This window comes from Cognaticolwellia aestuarii (assembly GCF_002000025.1).
GTDB lineage: Bacteria > Pseudomonadota > Gammaproteobacteria > Enterobacterales > Alteromonadaceae > Cognaticolwellia > Cognaticolwellia aestuarii.
Window position 1 is genome coordinate 287,810 of the sequence record NZ_MUZV01000004.1, and the last position, 16,812, is coordinate 304,621.

Annotated in this window: 14 protein-coding genes; 3 read left to right on the forward strand and 11 right to left on the reverse strand. The window is 38.0% G+C overall.

Translation table 11 applies throughout. The annotated features are described in order from the left end of the window. Nucleotides 1-410: 410 nt before the first annotated feature. Nucleotides 411-1,427, forward strand: coding sequence for a transposase (locus B0169_RS08245; RefSeq protein ID WP_077285477.1), 1,017 nt, complete (start codon nt 411-413; stop codon nt 1,425-1,427). A gap of 944 nt (nt 1,428-2,371) precedes the next feature. Beyond that, nucleotides 2,372-3,283, forward strand: a complete 912-nt coding sequence (locus tag B0169_RS08250) for a cell envelope integrity TolA family protein (RefSeq protein WP_077285478.1) — start codon at nt 2,372-2,374, stop codon at nt 3,281-3,283. A 602-nt stretch (nt 3,284-3,885) separates the two neighbouring features. Here the strand turns inward: B0169_RS08250 and ung are convergent. The 9 genes from ung to B0169_RS08295 form a co-directional block, all read right to left on the reverse strand. Next, on the reverse strand, nt 3,886-4,578 hold the full coding sequence (gene ung, locus B0169_RS08255; protein ID WP_077285583.1) for a uracil-DNA glycosylase: 693 nt from the start codon (nt 4,576-4,578) through the stop codon (nt 3,886-3,888). 292 nt (nt 4,579-4,870) lie between these two features. After that, nucleotides 4,871-6,157 carry a threonine synthase gene (gene thrC / locus B0169_RS08260; RefSeq protein WP_077285479.1) on the reverse strand — a complete coding sequence of 429 codons (1,287 nt, stop codon included), beginning with the start codon at nt 6,155-6,157 and terminating at the stop codon, nt 4,871-4,873. A 65-nt stretch (nt 6,158-6,222) separates the two neighbouring features. Beyond that, nucleotides 6,223-7,197 (reverse strand): homoserine kinase, encoded by a 975-nt coding sequence (thrB, locus tag B0169_RS08265; protein ID WP_077285480.1) that lies wholly within the window; start codon nt 7,195-7,197, stop codon nt 6,223-6,225. Continuing rightward, nucleotides 7,197-9,653 carry a bifunctional aspartate kinase/homoserine dehydrogenase I gene (thrA, locus tag B0169_RS08270; protein ID WP_077285481.1) on the reverse strand — a complete coding sequence of 819 codons (2,457 nt, stop codon included), beginning with the start codon at nt 9,651-9,653 and terminating at the stop codon, nt 7,197-7,199. The genes thrB and thrA overlap by 1 nt, the downstream gene beginning before the upstream one ends. A gap of 253 nt (nt 9,654-9,906) precedes the next feature. After that, nucleotides 9,907-10,866: a sensor domain-containing diguanylate cyclase gene (locus tag B0169_RS08275; RefSeq protein ID WP_077285482.1), complete on the reverse strand. Its 960-nt coding sequence runs from the start codon at nt 10,864-10,866 to the stop codon at nt 9,907-9,909. Nucleotides 10,867-10,868: 2 nt separating this feature from the next. Then, a complete protein-coding gene (locus tag B0169_RS08280; RefSeq protein ID WP_077285483.1) occupies nt 10,869-11,477 on the reverse strand; it encodes a chemotaxis protein in 609 nt (202 codons plus the stop codon). Beyond that, complete coding sequence (locus tag B0169_RS08285; protein WP_077285484.1) at nt 11,474-11,839, reverse strand: response regulator; 366 nt, start codon at nt 11,837-11,839, stop codon at nt 11,474-11,476. The genes B0169_RS08280 and B0169_RS08285 overlap by 4 nt, the downstream gene beginning before the upstream one ends. 523 nt (nt 11,840-12,362) lie before the next feature. Next, nucleotides 12,363-13,076: a M48 family metallopeptidase gene (locus tag B0169_RS08290; protein ID WP_158077065.1), complete on the reverse strand. Its 714-nt coding sequence runs from the start codon at nt 13,074-13,076 to the stop codon at nt 12,363-12,365. A 136-nt stretch (nt 13,077-13,212) separates the two neighbouring features. After that, on the reverse strand, nt 13,213-13,578 hold the full coding sequence (locus B0169_RS08295; protein WP_077285486.1) for a YebG family protein: 366 nt from the start codon (nt 13,576-13,578) through the stop codon (nt 13,213-13,215). A 421-nt stretch (nt 13,579-13,999) separates the two neighbouring features. Here B0169_RS08295 and B0169_RS08300 point away from each other — a divergent pair, with 421 nt between their 5' ends. Continuing rightward, nucleotides 14,000-14,344 (forward strand): DUF3718 domain-containing protein, encoded by a 345-nt coding sequence (locus tag B0169_RS08300; RefSeq protein ID WP_077285487.1) that lies wholly within the window; start codon nt 14,000-14,002, stop codon nt 14,342-14,344. 119 nt (nt 14,345-14,463) lie between these two features. On the opposite strand, the gene dbpA is transcribed toward B0169_RS08300, so the two are convergent. Beyond that, on the reverse strand, nt 14,464-15,849 hold the full coding sequence (gene dbpA / locus B0169_RS08305) for an ATP-dependent RNA helicase DbpA (RefSeq protein ID WP_077285488.1): 1,386 nt from the start codon (nt 15,847-15,849) through the stop codon (nt 14,464-14,466). 113 nt (nt 15,850-15,962) lie between these two features. Continuing rightward, a complete protein-coding gene (locus B0169_RS08310) occupies nt 15,963-16,688 on the reverse strand; it encodes an alpha/beta fold hydrolase (RefSeq protein ID WP_085328664.1) in 726 nt (241 codons plus the stop codon). Between the last annotated feature and the right edge of the window lie 124 nt (nt 16,689-16,812).

Genomic DNA, 16,812 nt, shown 5'->3' on the forward strand with positions numbered 1-16,812 from the left:
AAATGTTTGGCACATAACCAAGCCCTAACAAGAAAATCAACAAGGACAAAAAACATTTGGCTTTTGCTCCTTCGTCGCTTATTTTAGCCAACTATTTTTTGCCTGTTATTTAGGCGTTATGCATTTCACCTAGTTTGGTGCATCATTAAGAAATTAAGGATAATAACTTGAAACAACATTTAAGTAATTTAGACGAACTTCTCCAGAAAGTTAGAAATTCTCACTCAAAGAACTATTTAAATGAGGCAATAGCCTCCTACAGAATAGGAGCATATCGAGCAGCATTAATTACGACTTGGATTGCTGTATGTGTTGATATTATAAATTAACAGGACACCCATCCCAAATTGAATAAACCGAACCTGTAGACTAAGCTCAAATGACCTTTTCTCATTTATATCAGATGCGTGATGGCTAGCCCCAGAAAGCAACAAATCAGTTTAGTGGATACACCTTATTATCACTGTATGACACGTTGTGTCAGGCGTGCCTTTTTATGTGGTGAAGATAAGCACTCAGGCCAAAGCTTTGAACATCGACGCGGTTGGATAGAAGAAAAACTGCACTTCCTCACCACTGTTTTTGCTGTTGAAATGTGCGCTTATGCGGTAATGAGTAACCATTATCATGTGATATTATTTGTTGATGAAGAAAAAGCCAAACAATGGAGCATGAATGAGGTACTTGAACGTTGGCATCGTTTACACAAAGGCACGCTATTAACGCAGCAATACCTCAATGGCGATACGCTCGCAGAGCCATTACTTTATATCGTCAATACAACAGCTGATATATACCGCCAACGCCTTATGGATATCAGTTGGTTTATGCGTGAAATCAATGAAAAAATAGCACGTCAGGCGAATCAAGAAGACGATTGCAAAGGCCGGTTTTGGGAAGCACGCTTTAAATCCCAAGCACTGTTGGATGAAACAGCACTAGTGGCTTGTATGGCGTATGTTGACTTAAACCCTGTTCGCGCCAATATTGCAGACACACCCGAAACATCAAACCACACCAGCGTTAAACTGCGCTGTGAGCAAGCAAAAGCCAGTGAGAAACCCCGTCACAAAGCCGGTCAAACCGACAACATCAGCAACCAACCCCACACACTATTGCCTTTTGTTGGCAACCCGAGAGAAGATAGACCCAAAGGCCTGCCGTTTGACCTAACAGACTATTTGCAACTCATTGATATAACTGGGCGCAGTATCCGTGAAGATAAACATGGTTATATCGAACAAAGCCAACCAGAAATACTCAAACGCTTAAATATATCAGCAGCGCACTGGTTGATTATTACCACCGAATTTAGAACACAATTTCATGGTGCGGTTGGCCGAGAAGCGGCGTTAACTGAATTTTGCGAGCATCAACACTTCAAACGACGACAGAATTTAAGTCATTGCAATAAGCTATTTGCGTAAAAGCAATTAACATCAACTTTCTAAGCATGCTACTCCTAAAACATAGCTTTATAGCTCACGCTGGCATAAATTCGCCTCAAAACACTATTCTAGAGACTATTATGTAAAAAACTGCCTTATTACTAAGAAACGAGAACAAAAATATCCTTAACCTAGTTGAGGTTGAATTTTTTTGTCATATTGTGTGCTTACTTCAAAAGGGTGTCCTTTATTTTGACGGTGTGCTTACTTCAAAAGGGTGTCCTTTATTTTCCTGCCGAAAAGGTAAAAAATAATTTTCCAATGACATACCGTATACCCTTAACGTTTTAGAATAAAAGTATATTAGCATTATTGATTATTTTTAAAATATAAAACCAACCAAAGCCATTTAATAGCAAATAAAACCTAAATTACCATTTATTAATGAAATTTAAATTTAATCACTGGTTGTTTTAAAATCAGAAATGAAAATAAATTTTAACAATACACATCAAATGAAATATTTTTCTCAAATACGCTATTTTTTCGATGGAAATAATACTGAATTTCAGAGCAACGAGTGGAGCTTCATTAATGGCTGAGACGACCAATCACTAAATAAGATTGCTTTCTAATCAACACTTTTGTCATAAAGCGATCTAAATTTACGAGTCCCCCCCTGTTTTGTGTTCACTTTGATACGAAAGCGGACGTTTACATCGATAGATATTTACACTGTATTTAGTGTCCATTAGATTTTGAACTATATTCACCACGATAACCAACAAAATAACTGGCTATACGCCCATGCACTACGAAAGACTGAGATAGCACTTTATTATACTAATTACCGACATATATATTTCTTTTCTAAATGGTAAAGTGAGAAAACTCTTTAACTTGAATGTTTGTGCAATAAAATGCTATAAAACCAATGGCGTATATTAAAAATCAATAACTTAAATCAAATAAGGAAATTAAATATGGGAAATTTTACAAGCAAAATATTTTGCAGTTTTGCATTAATTATTGCATTGACGGGGTGCTTACAATCAACGTCTGAACCTAATGTAAACGATATTAGCGATGCTATAAAATTTAAGTTACCAAATAAATTCATTTTAAAAGAATTGAAAATTGATGTTCAACAGAATTTAGGCAATGAAGTCGAACCAAAATACGCCACTCGTTTTCGAGGGACAGTTACTTTAACTGAAAATTTATACAAAATCGAATACAAAATCCTTGGAAAAGATGTACTGAGTAAAACCAGTGATAAAAACACCGACTATGAAATATTTGGCACAACAAACTCAAAATTAGCTTTGGATAAGTGGCAAGTAAGTGTTGACAACATTGACATCCAACCACTCCCTACTGGAAAAAGCCTAACGAATTGGGGGACAACTAATTTTGTAATTTCAGGCTCCCCTGGTGAAAAATCGCTAGTGTCACGACAAGAAGAGATGCTACAGGCCAAGAAAGAAAGAGAAGCTAAACTGAAAGCCGAAAAGGAAAAAGAAGCTCAGCAGCGGATTGAGTTGGCTAAAAAGAAAGAACAAAAGGTACATAAAAACAAATTAGCATTGGTCGGTAAATGGAAAGGGAAGTACATGTGTGAGATTTTGACTGATTTTGAAATCGAACTATCAGAATTCGGAGAAATATTAGTGGGTAGCTTTACTTTTTATAAAAGTGAAGGTACCGGAATTTATACAATCATAGGCGATGTTACTGAAGATGGCTTAATTCTTTTTCAACCGAGAGCTTGGAAAAAACAACTTAAAGGATATTCTTCCGTTGGTTTTCATGGGTCACTAAGCTCTAACAAAAGAAGCTTAACAGGAAAAATAAACTTTAACGGTTGTGATGATTTTACTCTCAGTAAAGTTTAAAAATTTTCAATGTAGCCTACATTAAAAATCAATTACGGCTTAAGCTGATTTTTCTGTCATCTAATTTAGGGGCGCTTATATCAGCTTTCGCAAAGGAGAAGTTAGTTGAGCTGTAGATTCATATTTCGAATTATAGGATAGGAAATTAGTGAATATAACGGACTTCTCTAAGGTACTATCGCTAAAAAATCCTAATCCAAAATGTATTTTAAACGCAACCTTCTAATGACTATAATCTAGAATAGTTAGCGCTATAAGGTAGACTGCTCACAGGCAGTAATGAACTTCCACAAACAAGCAGTTAATTTAGTTGAAATCGCTTTGGCCCTAATCTGGGCTCTCAAAAACCTAATGTCAGCTTTTGGCTAAAAGCTAAAGTATTGATTGAGTCACTCGTAACTTCCGCAATGCGCACAAAGTGATGCTAAATTTTACTGATTAAATCTCAAGCATTATCACTGAAAATTCGTTTTTTCAGAAAGCGTACTAGACTATATGCCTTTGCCCATAAATGAGACTACTATCAATCATTATGGGTTGTCATACGAAGATAGTGAATCGTAATTTATGGCCTCAATAGCTCGGCTCATAACAAAGTTTAACTACTCACCAATCTGCCAATTTATCGCGTTTTTATTTTGTGCTTCCAGCCAGTGATTTGCCTTTGAAAAGTGTTGGCAACCAAAAAATCCTCGGTAAGCTGACAATGGCGATGGATGCGGGCCTGCTAAGACTAAATGCTTTTGCTGATTGATGTTCTTACCTTTCTTTTGCGCATGACTGCCCCAGAGTAAAAATACACAACCTTCATTACGTTGATTTATTTCAGCAATAATTTTATCAGTAAAGGTTTCCCAACCTAATTTTGCATGCGAATGTGCCTGTGCTTGCTTTACCGTGAGTACGGTATTGAGCAACAACACCCCTTGCTCTGCCCATGCCATTAAGTGGCCATGCGATGGGGTTTTAAAATCGGCAATATCTTGCGTTAATTCTTTGTATATATTGACCAATGAGGGAGGAATTTTAATGCCTTTTCGTACAGAAAACGCTAAACCATGCGCTTGTGATTGCCCATTAGCACCTAAACCGTGATAAGGGTCTTGCCCTAAAATAACCACTTTTACATCAGGTAAGTCTACGGTTGAAAATGCGCTAAAAACATCAGCTTCGTTGGGGAATATAACCTCGCCATTGCTGCGTTGCTGAGCAAGTTCTTCAGAGAGTTTTTGGTAGTAGCTTTGTTGTTGCTCAGTGGCAATAATTTTTTGCCACTGGGGTTTTAACTTATTCATAACACGGCTCTTATTCAATAATTTTGGCATATCTGCGGTATATTTTCTATATTATGCGGCATTGCCTATGTGCATGTCATCATCGTAATACCCTAACAAGCTAAGTTGAATATTTTAGCGTTCATTCATCGCTATTTCATTGCACCATTTCAGACAAGCTCGGTTTATCATCGCTATTTCGGATACAAAAAAAGGCAGTAAAAACTACCTTTTGTTTATTGTGATGTTAGTACCACATCAAGCACTCATCGCACTTGAAATTAGTGCGATAGTGCTAAGTTCAACGTTGATACTAAGCAAGTAGGTAGGCTCTAAGTTCTGCAAAGTCAGTCGAGCTTGTCGTCGATAAAATGGTTTCGCTGGCACAGTCTGCTAGCTCTTTTGGCAAGCCGATCGGTTGTCCTAATGTGCTTTCAACAACGTCTTTAAATTTAGCCGGATGTGCGGTACCTAAAAACACACCAAACTCGCTATCAAGGGCATTATATTGTAATGCTCGATAAGCAACAGCAGCATGAGGTTCACTAATGTAGCCAAGCTTTGCTAGTTGGATCATGGTCATTTGTGTTTGCTCTTCATCAATGGAGACTGAACTCACACAATCCTTGTCAACTAAACCCGCTTTTAGCATATGTTCAACACGTGGCCAGTTATTTGGGTTACTTACATCCATAGCATTAGAAATCGTTGCTACAGTGTCGTGTGGTGACCATTCACCTGTTTGCAAATACCGCGGTACAGTGTCATTAGCATTCGTTGCGGCAATAAAACGTTTGATCGGTAAACCTAATGCCTTGGCAAATAAGCCTGCGGTTAAATTACCAAAATTGCCGCTAGGAATAGAGAATACCACTTCATTAAGAGCGTCGGCACCTTTTTGACGATAAAGCTGAGCAACTGCTTCAAAGTAATAGCAAATTTGTGCTAACAATCGACTGATGTTAATTGAGTTTGCTGAGTTTAAGCCAATAGTTTCTTTAAGCTCTTGATCATCAAAAGACTGCTTAACAAGCGCCTGACAGTCATCAAAAGTACCTTCAACTGCAATAGTGCGAATATTACCGCCTAAGGTCGTGAACATTTTCTCCTGTAGCAAACTAATTTTGCCTTTAGGATATAAAATAACAACATCAATATTATCAATACCATGAAAAGCATGAGCAACAGCAGCCCCGGTATCGCCTGAAGTAGCCGTTAATATCGTAATTTTTTTGCCTTCACTAAAAGCTTGTAAACACTTAGCCATAAAGCGTGCGCCAAAATCCTTAAAGGCTAAGGTTGGACCATGAAATAACTCTAGAATCGCCCTATTTTCACTGATTGGCTGTATTTGAGCCGGAAAATTAAAAGCCTCGGTAACAATATCAGTCAGTTGCGCTTCAGTCAGATCATCACTGACAAATGGATAAAGCACTTTAACACTACGTTCAACTAATGGCAGCGCAAGTAAAGCTTCAATGTTATCAAAGCGGGGCAAGGTTTCTGGAAAAAACAAGCCTTGATTACGTCCTAGGCCTTGCTTCACTGCACCAGCAAAACTAACTTGTTGATCATTTTCTTTTAAATTATAAAATTTCACACTCAATTCCTATATTGGTTTATCTTGTGACTTGTAGCCAACAGACCAAACGTTCGAATAATTCTCTAAGGTAAGCTTATCGCACCTTGACTATCAACTTGGCAAACATGCACGAAACCATCTGTCGTTCCGTCAGCTGATGTTTGCAAATAATTTTCTGTTAACCAGTTGGCAAAATTTTCAGCTTTTACTGCATCATCAGTAACACAAAAAAGTGTTGGCCCTGAGCCAGAAATACCAACAGCTAAACACCCTTGTGCTCTTAAGTGACTGGCAGCTGCGCTATAACCAGGTAAAATTGACTGACGATATGGTTCAGCCACTATATCCTGCATTACAGCAAAAGCTTGTGCTTTATCACTGCGATGACAAGCATCAACGAATGTCGCTAGGTTCTGTCCAAAGCTAATTAAGTCTGCTCGTGAGTAGTCACTTGGCAGAATATCTCTAGCGGCTTTAGTCGATACTTCAATACCGGGATAGGCCATAACGTAATAACAATCATCAAACTGCGGTAAATCACGAGTAATAATTTCATGATCAGGTACCATTAATTGCATACCTCCCAAAAAGCATGGCGCAACATTATCATAGTGTAAGCTGCCACTAATTTTTGCTTCCATTTGCCCCATCATTTTTAATAATGCCAGCTCAGAAAAGCTAAATTCATGGTACTTTTGATAAAAAGCATTTAAACCCGCAATTGCCGCAACAACTGAGCAAGCACTAGAGCCTAAACCACTTCCAACCGGCATACGTTTATCTAAAGTTAACTCAACCGCAACAACAGCTTGCTTATGTGCCACTAATTGTTGATTAAATAACAGCAAACAGTGCCACACAATATTGTCTTTAACATCACCCGGTAATTTTTTGGCAAAGTTGCCGGTTACCACTAATTGGTCGCCATCATGGCTTTGCTTTACGGTAACAACATCACCTAATAATGTGCCATCAATTGGCTTAACAGCTAGGCCTAACACATCAAAACCAACATTTACATTGCCTATTGATGCTGGCGCAAATACAGAAACACTCATTAGTGTTGTTGCTCCCATGCTAAAGTTCTTAATAAGTCACCGAAAACACCGGCAGCAGTAACCGCGGCACCGGCACCGTAACCGCGTAAAACGAAAGGTAATGGTTGGTAATATCGACTATGAACGGCTAACGCATTTTCACCATCTTTAATACTATATAGTGGGTGATCTTTTCCGACCGCTTCGATAGCAACCTGACACTTTCCGTCAACAATGTTACCAATATATCTTAATACTTTGCCTTCAGCTTTAGCGGCATTAATTCGTTGAGAAAAAGCCTGATCTAGTGATGGCAAATTAGCCATAAAGGTTGCAACATCACCACTGGCATCAAATGTATCGGCTAATACTGGTTCAATTTCAATATCATTTAACTCAAGTGGTAAACCGGCTTCTCGGGCCATGATTAACAATTTGCGTGCGACGTCCATACCACTAAGATCATCACGAGGATCAGGCTCAGTAAAACCTTGCTCTTTGGCTAAGGCTGTTGCTTGAGATAAGCTCATACCTTCATCAAGCTTACCAAAAATATAAGATAATGAGCCCGACAATACCCCTTCAAACCGTTGTAATTCGTCACCAGCTTTTAACAAATTCTGTAAAGTATCAATAACCGGTAAACCCGCACCAACAGTAGTTTCATATAAAAATCGGCGGTTAGTTTTTTGTGCCGCAGCTCTCAAAGCTTGGTAGTACTGCCATGAATCAGTATTCGCTTTCTTATTTGGCGTTACCACATTAAAGCCAGCTTCTAAATAATCAACATATTGCAAAGCCAGCGCTTCATTAGATGTACAATCAACCAAAACGGGGTTAATTAAATGGTTTTCTCGAACAAATTGCTTAATATTTTCAACCGTAACTGGCACAGCTTGCTGAGTTAAATTATCTTGCCAATGAGCTACATCAATTCCTTCACAATTGAATACCATGCCTTTGCTATTAGCTAAGCCATAAACTTTTAATGAAATATTATCGGCTTTAAGCTTGGCTTGTTGACGGGCAACTTGTGTCAGCAATTCACTACCAACCACACCGCAACCAACCAAAAACACATCAATAGTTTGCTTGTGAGAAAAAAAGTTTTGATGACTTACTTTCATGGCATCAGTGCATTTTCTACTTTCAATAACCACTGAAATACTGCGTTCTGAAGAGTCTTGCGCAATGGCAACCACATTAACTCGCGCTTGTGCTAGCGAGCCAAAAAACTTCGCTGCCACTCCTTGTTGATGATGCATACCATCGCCAACTAACGACACAATAGATAATTGATGCGTTAGTGTTAACGGCTCTAATAAACCATTTAGTAATTCTAATTCGAATTCTTCTTGTAAACTCTGCTCAGCTTTATCGGCATCAGATGAGTAAATACAAAAACTGATACAGTATTCACTTGAAGACTGACTAATAAGTATTAAAGAGATTTTTTCACGACTCATAGTAGCGAAAACACGACTCGCCATACCCACCATACCTTTCATACCTGGGCCTGAAACATTGACCATAGTCAGATCATCAAGGTTTGAAATTGCTTTCACACGTTTACTTTGATCATTTTCATTAGCAATTAAAGTGCCCGGCGCATCAGGATTGCCAGTATTTTTGATTAAGCAAGGGATATGATGTTGAGCAATCGGCCCAATGGTTTTAGGATGTAAAACACTCGCACCAAAATAAGAAAGCTCCATAGCCTCTTGATAAGACAAGTAATCTAATAACTTAGCTTCTTTGATCAAGCGAGGATCCGCGTTATAAACCCCATCAACATCCGTCCAAATTTCACAATATTCGGCTTCACTACATACCGCTAATACCGCAGCGGAATAATCTGAGCCATTACGTCCTAACGTAGTAATATTACCCAAGCTATCAACGCCAATAAAACCAGGCATAAGTGCAATAGCATTTAGATCACTATAAACATCCTGAAAAGTGTCTTTACATAACACTAAGTCTGCCACTGCATTCATAGCAACATCATTAGTACGTAAAAAACGCTCCGGTTCAATCACGCTTACCTGGTATTCGTCAGCAGCTAATACCGACTGCAGCAATGCTACGCTTAAGCGTTCACCAATACTGATAATACGCGCACGCACATGCTCTGGACAAAATGACAATAAAGTGGCGCCGTGTAAATATCGACTTAATTGCTGCTCCCAATGAGCTAAAATTTGTTCACTATGTTGCGGGCAAAATTTAGGGAGTCTTGCCGATAAGTCTTCAATAATATTCTCAATCGCGTGTTTAAAATGCAGTAGATCGCTTTTTAGTTTATCTTCATCAGAAATATTTTCTGCCATAGCAACAAGGTGGTTAGTAACACCTTGAGGCGCAGAAACCACAACAGCAAGGCGAGACGACTGGCTTTTATTTTTGATGATATTAGCTACTTCAATAAAACGCTGGCCTGTAGCTAAAGAAGAACCACCAAATTTTAATACACGCATTTTTACTCCCTAGAAACAAAAAAAGCCCGTAACCTAAAGGTCACGGGCTTGATAAAATAGATAAATTTTACACGTCAGCCAATGACCACCATCCCGGTGAGGGTGGTAGTGGTAATAATAATAATTCGGCTAGATAAAATATTCATAGGATATAAAGTGCCTGATATGTTTTTTTCTGTCAACTGCTTTTTATGAATAAAACAAACTAATTTATGTATAAAATATCAGAATATTGAATATTTGATAAAAATATTCAGGCAACGATGGTTTCTTTAGTTGGGCATTGTTTGGCTAGACAAACGCGGTTACGCCCGTTTGACTTAGCTTCATACAAGGCAATATCAGCATTGCTAATGAGATCTTCATAGCGAGTATCTTCGGCCTCAATCACTGCAACGCCAATACTGACGGTGACATTAATGCTGCGCCCTTGGTAATCAACGGTATTGCTAGCAATTGTTTGGCGGATACGCTCAGCTACTTCTTCTGCACCGACTAAATCAGTATTGGGTAATATTACGGCAAATTCTTCGCCGCCATAGCGACCAAACATATCGCCCATACGCAGTAAATCATTGACAGACTTTGCGGTGTCAATAAGCACTTTATCGCCACCTTGATGACCAAAAGTGTCATTCAATAACTTAAATTGATCTAAATCTAGCATCACTAACGCAAGGTCATAATTATAACGACGTGCGCGTGAGAATTCACTGGCTAAACATTCTTCCCAGTGTTTACGGTTAAACGCTTGTGTTAAGCCATCAATACGGTTAGATAGCGCTAAATCTTCTAGGGCTTTATTCAGTTGCGTTTGATAATGACAAACATCAGTAACATCTTCGATTAAGAGACAAACGTGCTTAACTTCACCTTCAACCTCAACAGGTAAAAATGTGCAATTTTGCGCCATAAAATGACTATCTGTGGTTATCGGACGGGAATGAGAAAGTTCAAACAGGTGATGGCGTTGTTCCCAACCACAAAAAGATTGGTTTTTTAACTGAATAACGCTAGAGAGCTTTCGTTCAAACCACTTTTTAGGTAATTCAGGAAAAACAGTAAAAATACTTTTACCAATAACATTGTTGTCTTTTTTATTGGCATGTACTTCTAAAAATCGATTCCACATAACAATATTAAAATCACTATCGAGAATCAAAATTCCAGTATTTAACCGGTTGGTAATATTATGATAAAGCGCATCTAACATAATTAAAACTCTTCTAATATACGGTCAATAACGGTTTTAATATTAATAATGGCTTGCTCTGGGATTAATAAAACCATATCACAATTAAAAGAGTAATCAGTTACTTGATAACTGATACGCACTTTTAACGCTAAATCCCAATTAAATGCTTGCTGCTGAAGGTGTTGCGTGACAGCACCAAGGTTAGGCGAAAGTAACCTAGGCGCACTATATGACATCTGATTGTCTATTTGACTCGCAAAAACATTCAAAAATGTGGTCGTTAAAATAGAACTTAGATCGATAATTTGCTCATCAAAAGTCAACTCATCGGCTTCATAACCTAGCAAATCTGCTAAACGATTTGAGTCTTGTGGTTGGTACATCAAAAGTGCTTCACCACGGATGCCTTCGTAACCAAAAAAACCCTGGCTAACTACCGCCGTTGCTTTTAAGTCTTGATTAAGCGTAACAAGCAATTGTTCAGACTTGACTTGTTCAATTTTAGGCACTTTCAAATAGACAAAAGTATCTAAATAACGCGCAAGCTGATCACTTGCTTGCCCCATTGCAACATTAATCAACTCTTGCAAACAATCTTGCTGATCTTCAGTTAAATCAAATGCGTTCATAAAAAACCATGAGTTTTCAAATTTTCATTTAAGATATCTAATTGTACTGGTTTACGTAGAAATGCTTTTGCGCCTAAGTCCATGACTCGGCTTTGCATTTCGGGCTGAACATCGGCAGAAATAACAAATACCGCTAATTCAATATTGTCATCTTTTAATGCCTGTAAAACCCCTAAACCATCTATAACCGGCATAGTTAGATCGAGAAATAAAATATCAATTTTTTTATCGCGTAAAATATCGAGTGCTTCTTGACCATTTTTGGCTAATTGCACATCAGTAGATAAACTTTCGGGAAGGCTTCTAAATACTTGCTTTCTAGCTAAGTTAGAGTCATCACAAATAAGAACGTTTGTACTCATTTGATACTAATCCTTTATTATTTTTTTTATTAGCGGTTAATTTACCCTAATTTTGTGCTGCTGTTAATTACTAATATTAAGAAAAGTGACGTTTTTTTCAACTTAATTAGGTATAAGTGCAGATAAATGCCATTATCCTGCGACCTATTTAGTACGAAAATGCAATTTTAAAAGATAAATAGCATTGGCGCTTAATCTAGGTTTTTAGGCTAAAACTATAAACTTAACAGTAAATCGATAATGCCTAATGACATTGCCGCAGATAAAAAATAAATGATGCTTGCTTTCCAGCTATAACGAGTGAGTTTCATATTTATCTCCTTTATATACCAATTAAACCGATTGATTGCGCAAAACTAATAACTGAATTTGCGCTCAAATATAATAATTAATAAGGCTTTTTAGCGTAAATAAAAAGCAGGAAACAATTAGCATTTCTCATGCCAACTCGTTAAAAACTATATGGATTTTATCGGAGGATATGACAAGAATTCATTGCTAGACAAGGACTAGCCGGCAATACTTACCACCGTAAGTAAGGTTGATGCGCTGATAGCCAATTTTTAGCTAATTGATATTCAGGACAGTGGGTGGCAACTAATTGCCAAAATTTTGTCGAATGATTCATATGCTTAAGGTGACATAGTTCATGAATTATCACGTAGTCAATCACCCAGCTAGGCAACATTTTCAGTAAGTAATTAAAACTGAGCTCACCACGATTGTTACAGCTTCCCCAACGCGCCTTATATTTTCTGACTTTAAAAGCCGTAGGTTTAAGTGCTAATTGCTTGGAAAATATCATTAGATTTTGTGCAATATAATTTTCGATGTGTGCTTTAAACCAACAGTCTATTTGCGACTTTACTTTCGCTAGAGTCGCAGCTGAGTTTAGATCACCCTGACGATAGCTTTCAGTCAGCACAACAGTCAGGCTTTGCCTACTAACATTATGCAGCACATGCTTACGCCCAAACTCAATATTGATACTATGTGGTACGCCATCAATATACACGGTTGGATTGTTGGTTAGTTTTTCACCAACAAACTGTAAAGTAAAATGAGGAGTTGATCGTGATTTTTGCTTTTGCTCTGCTACTTTTTGCTCTAACCACTGTAACTTAGCTTGAATTAATCTTTCAATATAAGCGGTTTTAACAAACGTTGGTGCCCTAACAATAACTTGTGCGTTGCTTACCTGCAAAGCAATAGTTTTTCTTCGCGAGCTACGGATCAATTGATATTCCAAAACGCCCCACAATAAGCTAGTTTCTCGATCATAACATTTTTATAGCTAAGCCTTAGCTATAAAATTAGGCCTTAGCTATAAAATTAGGCCTTAGCTAAACAGGCTAATAACGAACAAGCCAGATTTAAGACTTTTCAACTTTAGCTTTACCGCTAGCTTTTGCATTAGCTACTTTTGCTTTTTTTACCTTTTCTATTGCTGGTGGCTCGCTTACTTTGGTCGTATCGATATTTTTAGCTGCTTTATTGACAACGGCTTTAGCTTTTTTCGCTTGTAAAGCAATCAAGACATCTTCGCGGTTCTGCGCTAAATATACACTTAATTCTTCACGGACACTTTCAGAAAGTTCGACAGGTGCTTGTTCAAACATTTCAGATAAACTATCTGCCATATCAAGCATTTTATCGTATTCATCTGCGGCTTTTTTATCCATGAATGTTTCTACCTCCACACCTTGTCTTATCACGACAAATCGACTTTCAACTGCCATTGTTATCCCTTATATCACTGTTTACCAAATTCGAATCATAGTCATTATGTCTTAAAACCACATAAGTAGTGACTGTACATAATCCCAGTATCATACCCTGATTATTATAAATTACCAGAAATTGTTAGCTCATAGCTCGGTTTAATGGCAGTTCGTCGCACGATATATCCCCTTAGTGTGCTCCAAGATGTCTAGAAGGATGAATAGATGTAAAAATTAATGTCGAAAAGCTATGTTATCAAGTTAGCTTTATTAAATATAAACAATAAATTACCCTCGAAATTTGCTATTTCCACTTATGTTTAATACTTACATTCAGTCAGCGCTTGCTTACAACTTTTTATCATATTTAGCTCACTATTAAGAGGTAACAACTCGCTATTGTTTTCAAATAGCCATTAACGTTTAATTGGAGAATAAAATGAAAAGTTCAAAATTGTTAGCAGCCGCAGCTTTCACTGGTGTAATGTTATCTGCTTTAAGTTTTAGTAGTCATGCCATGGATAAATATATAGAAAATGCTCTTATTGATGTTTGTAAGTCTACGTTAACCGATAATGTCTCTAGATTTAAAAAAACGGTTAAGTCTTATAACCTACGTGATAAAACTATCGCCATGAAAGTCATGTGCAATGGCGACGATATTATCGCTTTTGCACAAAAGCATGGTGCCAATAAAACCGCCGCTCGCTTAGAAAACAGCATTGATAGCCGTGTTAATATTATTGATGTTGCAGCCGTTGAAAAAATAAAGCTTAACTTTTAGTTGAGTGAGTGATGGTTTTAACGGATATGGTGGAATTTTAAGTGGTAATGAACAATCAACAAAGAGGTACTCAGCAATAGGGTACCTCGTTGATCATCTAACGTTATTGTATTTACAGCTTATTTTAATTCTCTTACTCTAAAAGTGCGCCCTTTGAGTTTACCGTGAGTGAGCTTATTTAGTGCTTTTCTGGCCACCATTTTCTCTACCGCAACATAAGCCCAATTAGCCCCAAGTTGAATTTTACCTACTTGCTCAAAAGTAATACCATTTTCGCTGGTCAATGCACCAACAATATCACCTGGTCTCACTTTTTGCTTTTTACCGCCATCAATTTGAATGGTGGTCATTTTAGGTAAATAAACATTGCGTTCTAATACTTCACGACCTGGTAACTCTTCACCTTCAATTGTGCGTTCTAGATAATCTTCTAATAAACCGACTTTGTAGCGATCTTTGTCACTAAATAAAGAAAAAGCAAAACCAGTGCTGCCAGCACGTCCTGTGCGACCAATACGGTGAATATGCACTTCACTATCATGGGCAATATCATAGTTGAACACCGCATCAAGTGCTTCAATGTCTAGGCCACGAGCAGCAACATCAGTAGCAACCAGTACCGAGGCACTTTTATTAGCAAAACGTACTAAAGTTTGGTCTCTATCTCTTTGCTCTAAATCACCATGTAATGCCACAACACCAAAACCATAAGCAGCCAATTTATTGGCAACATTCTGCGTAGCGATTTTAGTATTACAAAATATGACGCTTGATTCAGGTTGATGAGTTAATAGTAATAATCGAATTGCCGTTAAGCGTTCTTCATCACTTTCCACACGATAAAAGTGCTGAGCTATCGTGCTACTTTCGTGATTAGATTCAACTTTGATCACCGCAGGTGTTTTTAAATAACGATTGGCAATTTTTTGAATCTGCTGTGCAAAGGTAGCACTAAACAATAAGGTTTGTCTTTGTTGCGGTATTTTATCAATAATGTTGTCGAGGGCGGCTTGAAAGCCCATATCAAGCATACGATCGGCTTCATCTAGCACTAAAGTATCAACATGGTCTAATGATAATGTGCCACGACCGAGGTGATCTTCAATGCGACCAGGTGTACCAACAATAATATGAGCTCCATGCTCTAAAGAACCCACTTGAGGGCCAAAAGGCGTGCCTCCACATAAGGTTAGTACTTTAATATTGTGAACCGCTCTGGCAAGTTTTCTGATTTCTTTCGCTACTTGATCAGCTAATTCACGTGTTGGACAAAGCACTAAAGTTTGAATTCTAAACTTTTTAACTTGTAGCTTATTCAACAGTCCAAGACCAAAGGCGGCGGTTTTACCTGAGCCCGTTTTACCCTGAGCAATCACATCTTGCCCCGCTAAAATAGCCGGAAGGCTTTTAGCTTGTATTTCTGTCATCTCGTGGTAACCCAGTGATGACAGGTTGTCTAAAATTGCCGGTTGTAAGCTAAGTGATGAAAATTTGCTGTCGCTCAACGTTTAAGTCCTAAGGTAAAATATAATTGTCGCTATTTTACACGCTTTCACGCAAGCAAGCACAGCTTTAAGCAACTTTATTATTAACGGCAATAAATTAAGCGCTAATAGCGTTAGTTATTTAAAAAGCAAGCCAGTGTCGATGCTAACGCCTGCGGTGATTCTAGCGGCAACATATGACCCGTATTCGCAATTTCCTTCAAAACGATATTACCTTTCCCCTGAAGTTCAGCTCGCAACACACTAAGATCGACTAAACCGTCATGATCGCCAACAAGAAAAGTAACGGGAAGTGCCAACTGGCCTAATAACGGCAATAAATTAGGTCGATCCATTGAAACACGTAATTGATGTAATAAGACTTCAACACCAAGCACCCTATCCATAGTGATCATGGTGTTTTTAATATTTTGATAGCCAGCGAAATTAAACTGTTCAATTTGAGGGTGTAGCAAGTCATTAATACGTTTATTTGGCAACCCCGAATAACCTCGTTGATTTATCCAATCTATCGTACGTTTTCGTTGCTTAATTTCAGCTGCCGGTAAATCTTTTGGAAAGTTAGATACAATTAACAGTTGCTGTAACTTTGAACCAAGCTTTAATGCTATTGCACTAGCAATATAACCACCTAAAGAAAAGCCAACTAAAATGGCGTTATCGGCAACAATTTGCTCAGACAAAACATTGACAACATCATCCATACTGCCCGTTTTCGGGATCTCTAAAGCGATTAGCTGAGAGTCTGCAGGGCATTGTTGACACAGTAACTGCCAAGTAGGCAGCCACAAACGCTCATTGCACATAGTACCAGGTAAAAAATATACTGTTGTTAACACGTTAGCTCTTTATTATACCCAAACCACTTGAAAATGCAGGATTGTGCAAGTCGAAAAAGGGTTAGCACCAAGGCATTGATTGAAAGGAATGGTTGTTCCATTGTCGAAATCAATAACGCCGGAG

What these genes read in the sequence shown, in the direction of transcription:
- B0169_RS08245 (WP_077285477.1), top strand. Translation starts at nt 411, where the DNA reads ATGGCTAGCCCCAGAAAGCAACAAATCAGTTTAGTGGATACACCTTAT.
- B0169_RS08250 (WP_077285478.1), top strand. Translation starts at nt 2,372, where the DNA reads ATGGGAAATTTTACAAGCAAAATATTTTGCAGTTTTGCATTAATTATT.
- ung (WP_077285583.1), bottom strand. Translation starts at nt 4,578, where the DNA reads ATGAATAAGTTAAAACCCCAGTGGCAAAAAATTATTGCCACTGAGCAA.
- thrB (WP_077285480.1), bottom strand. Translation starts at nt 7,197, where the DNA reads ATGAGTGTTTCTGTATTTGCGCCAGCATCAATAGGCAATGTAAATGTT.
- thrA (WP_077285481.1), bottom strand. Translation starts at nt 9,653, where the DNA reads ATGCGTGTATTAAAATTTGGTGGTTCTTCTTTAGCTACAGGCCAGCGT.
- B0169_RS08275 (WP_077285482.1), bottom strand. Translation starts at nt 10,866, where the DNA reads ATGTTAGATGCGCTTTATCATAATATTACCAACCGGTTAAATACTGGA.
- B0169_RS08280 (WP_077285483.1), bottom strand. Translation starts at nt 11,477, where the DNA reads ATGAACGCATTTGATTTAACTGAAGATCAGCAAGATTGTTTGCAAGAG.
- B0169_RS08285 (WP_077285484.1), bottom strand. Translation starts at nt 11,839, where the DNA reads ATGAGTACAAACGTTCTTATTTGTGATGACTCTAACTTAGCTAGAAAG.
- B0169_RS08295 (WP_077285486.1), bottom strand. Translation starts at nt 13,578, where the DNA reads ATGGCAGTTGAAAGTCGATTTGTCGTGATAAGACAAGGTGTGGAGGTA.
- B0169_RS08300 (WP_077285487.1), top strand. Translation starts at nt 14,000, where the DNA reads ATGAAAAGTTCAAAATTGTTAGCAGCCGCAGCTTTCACTGGTGTAATG.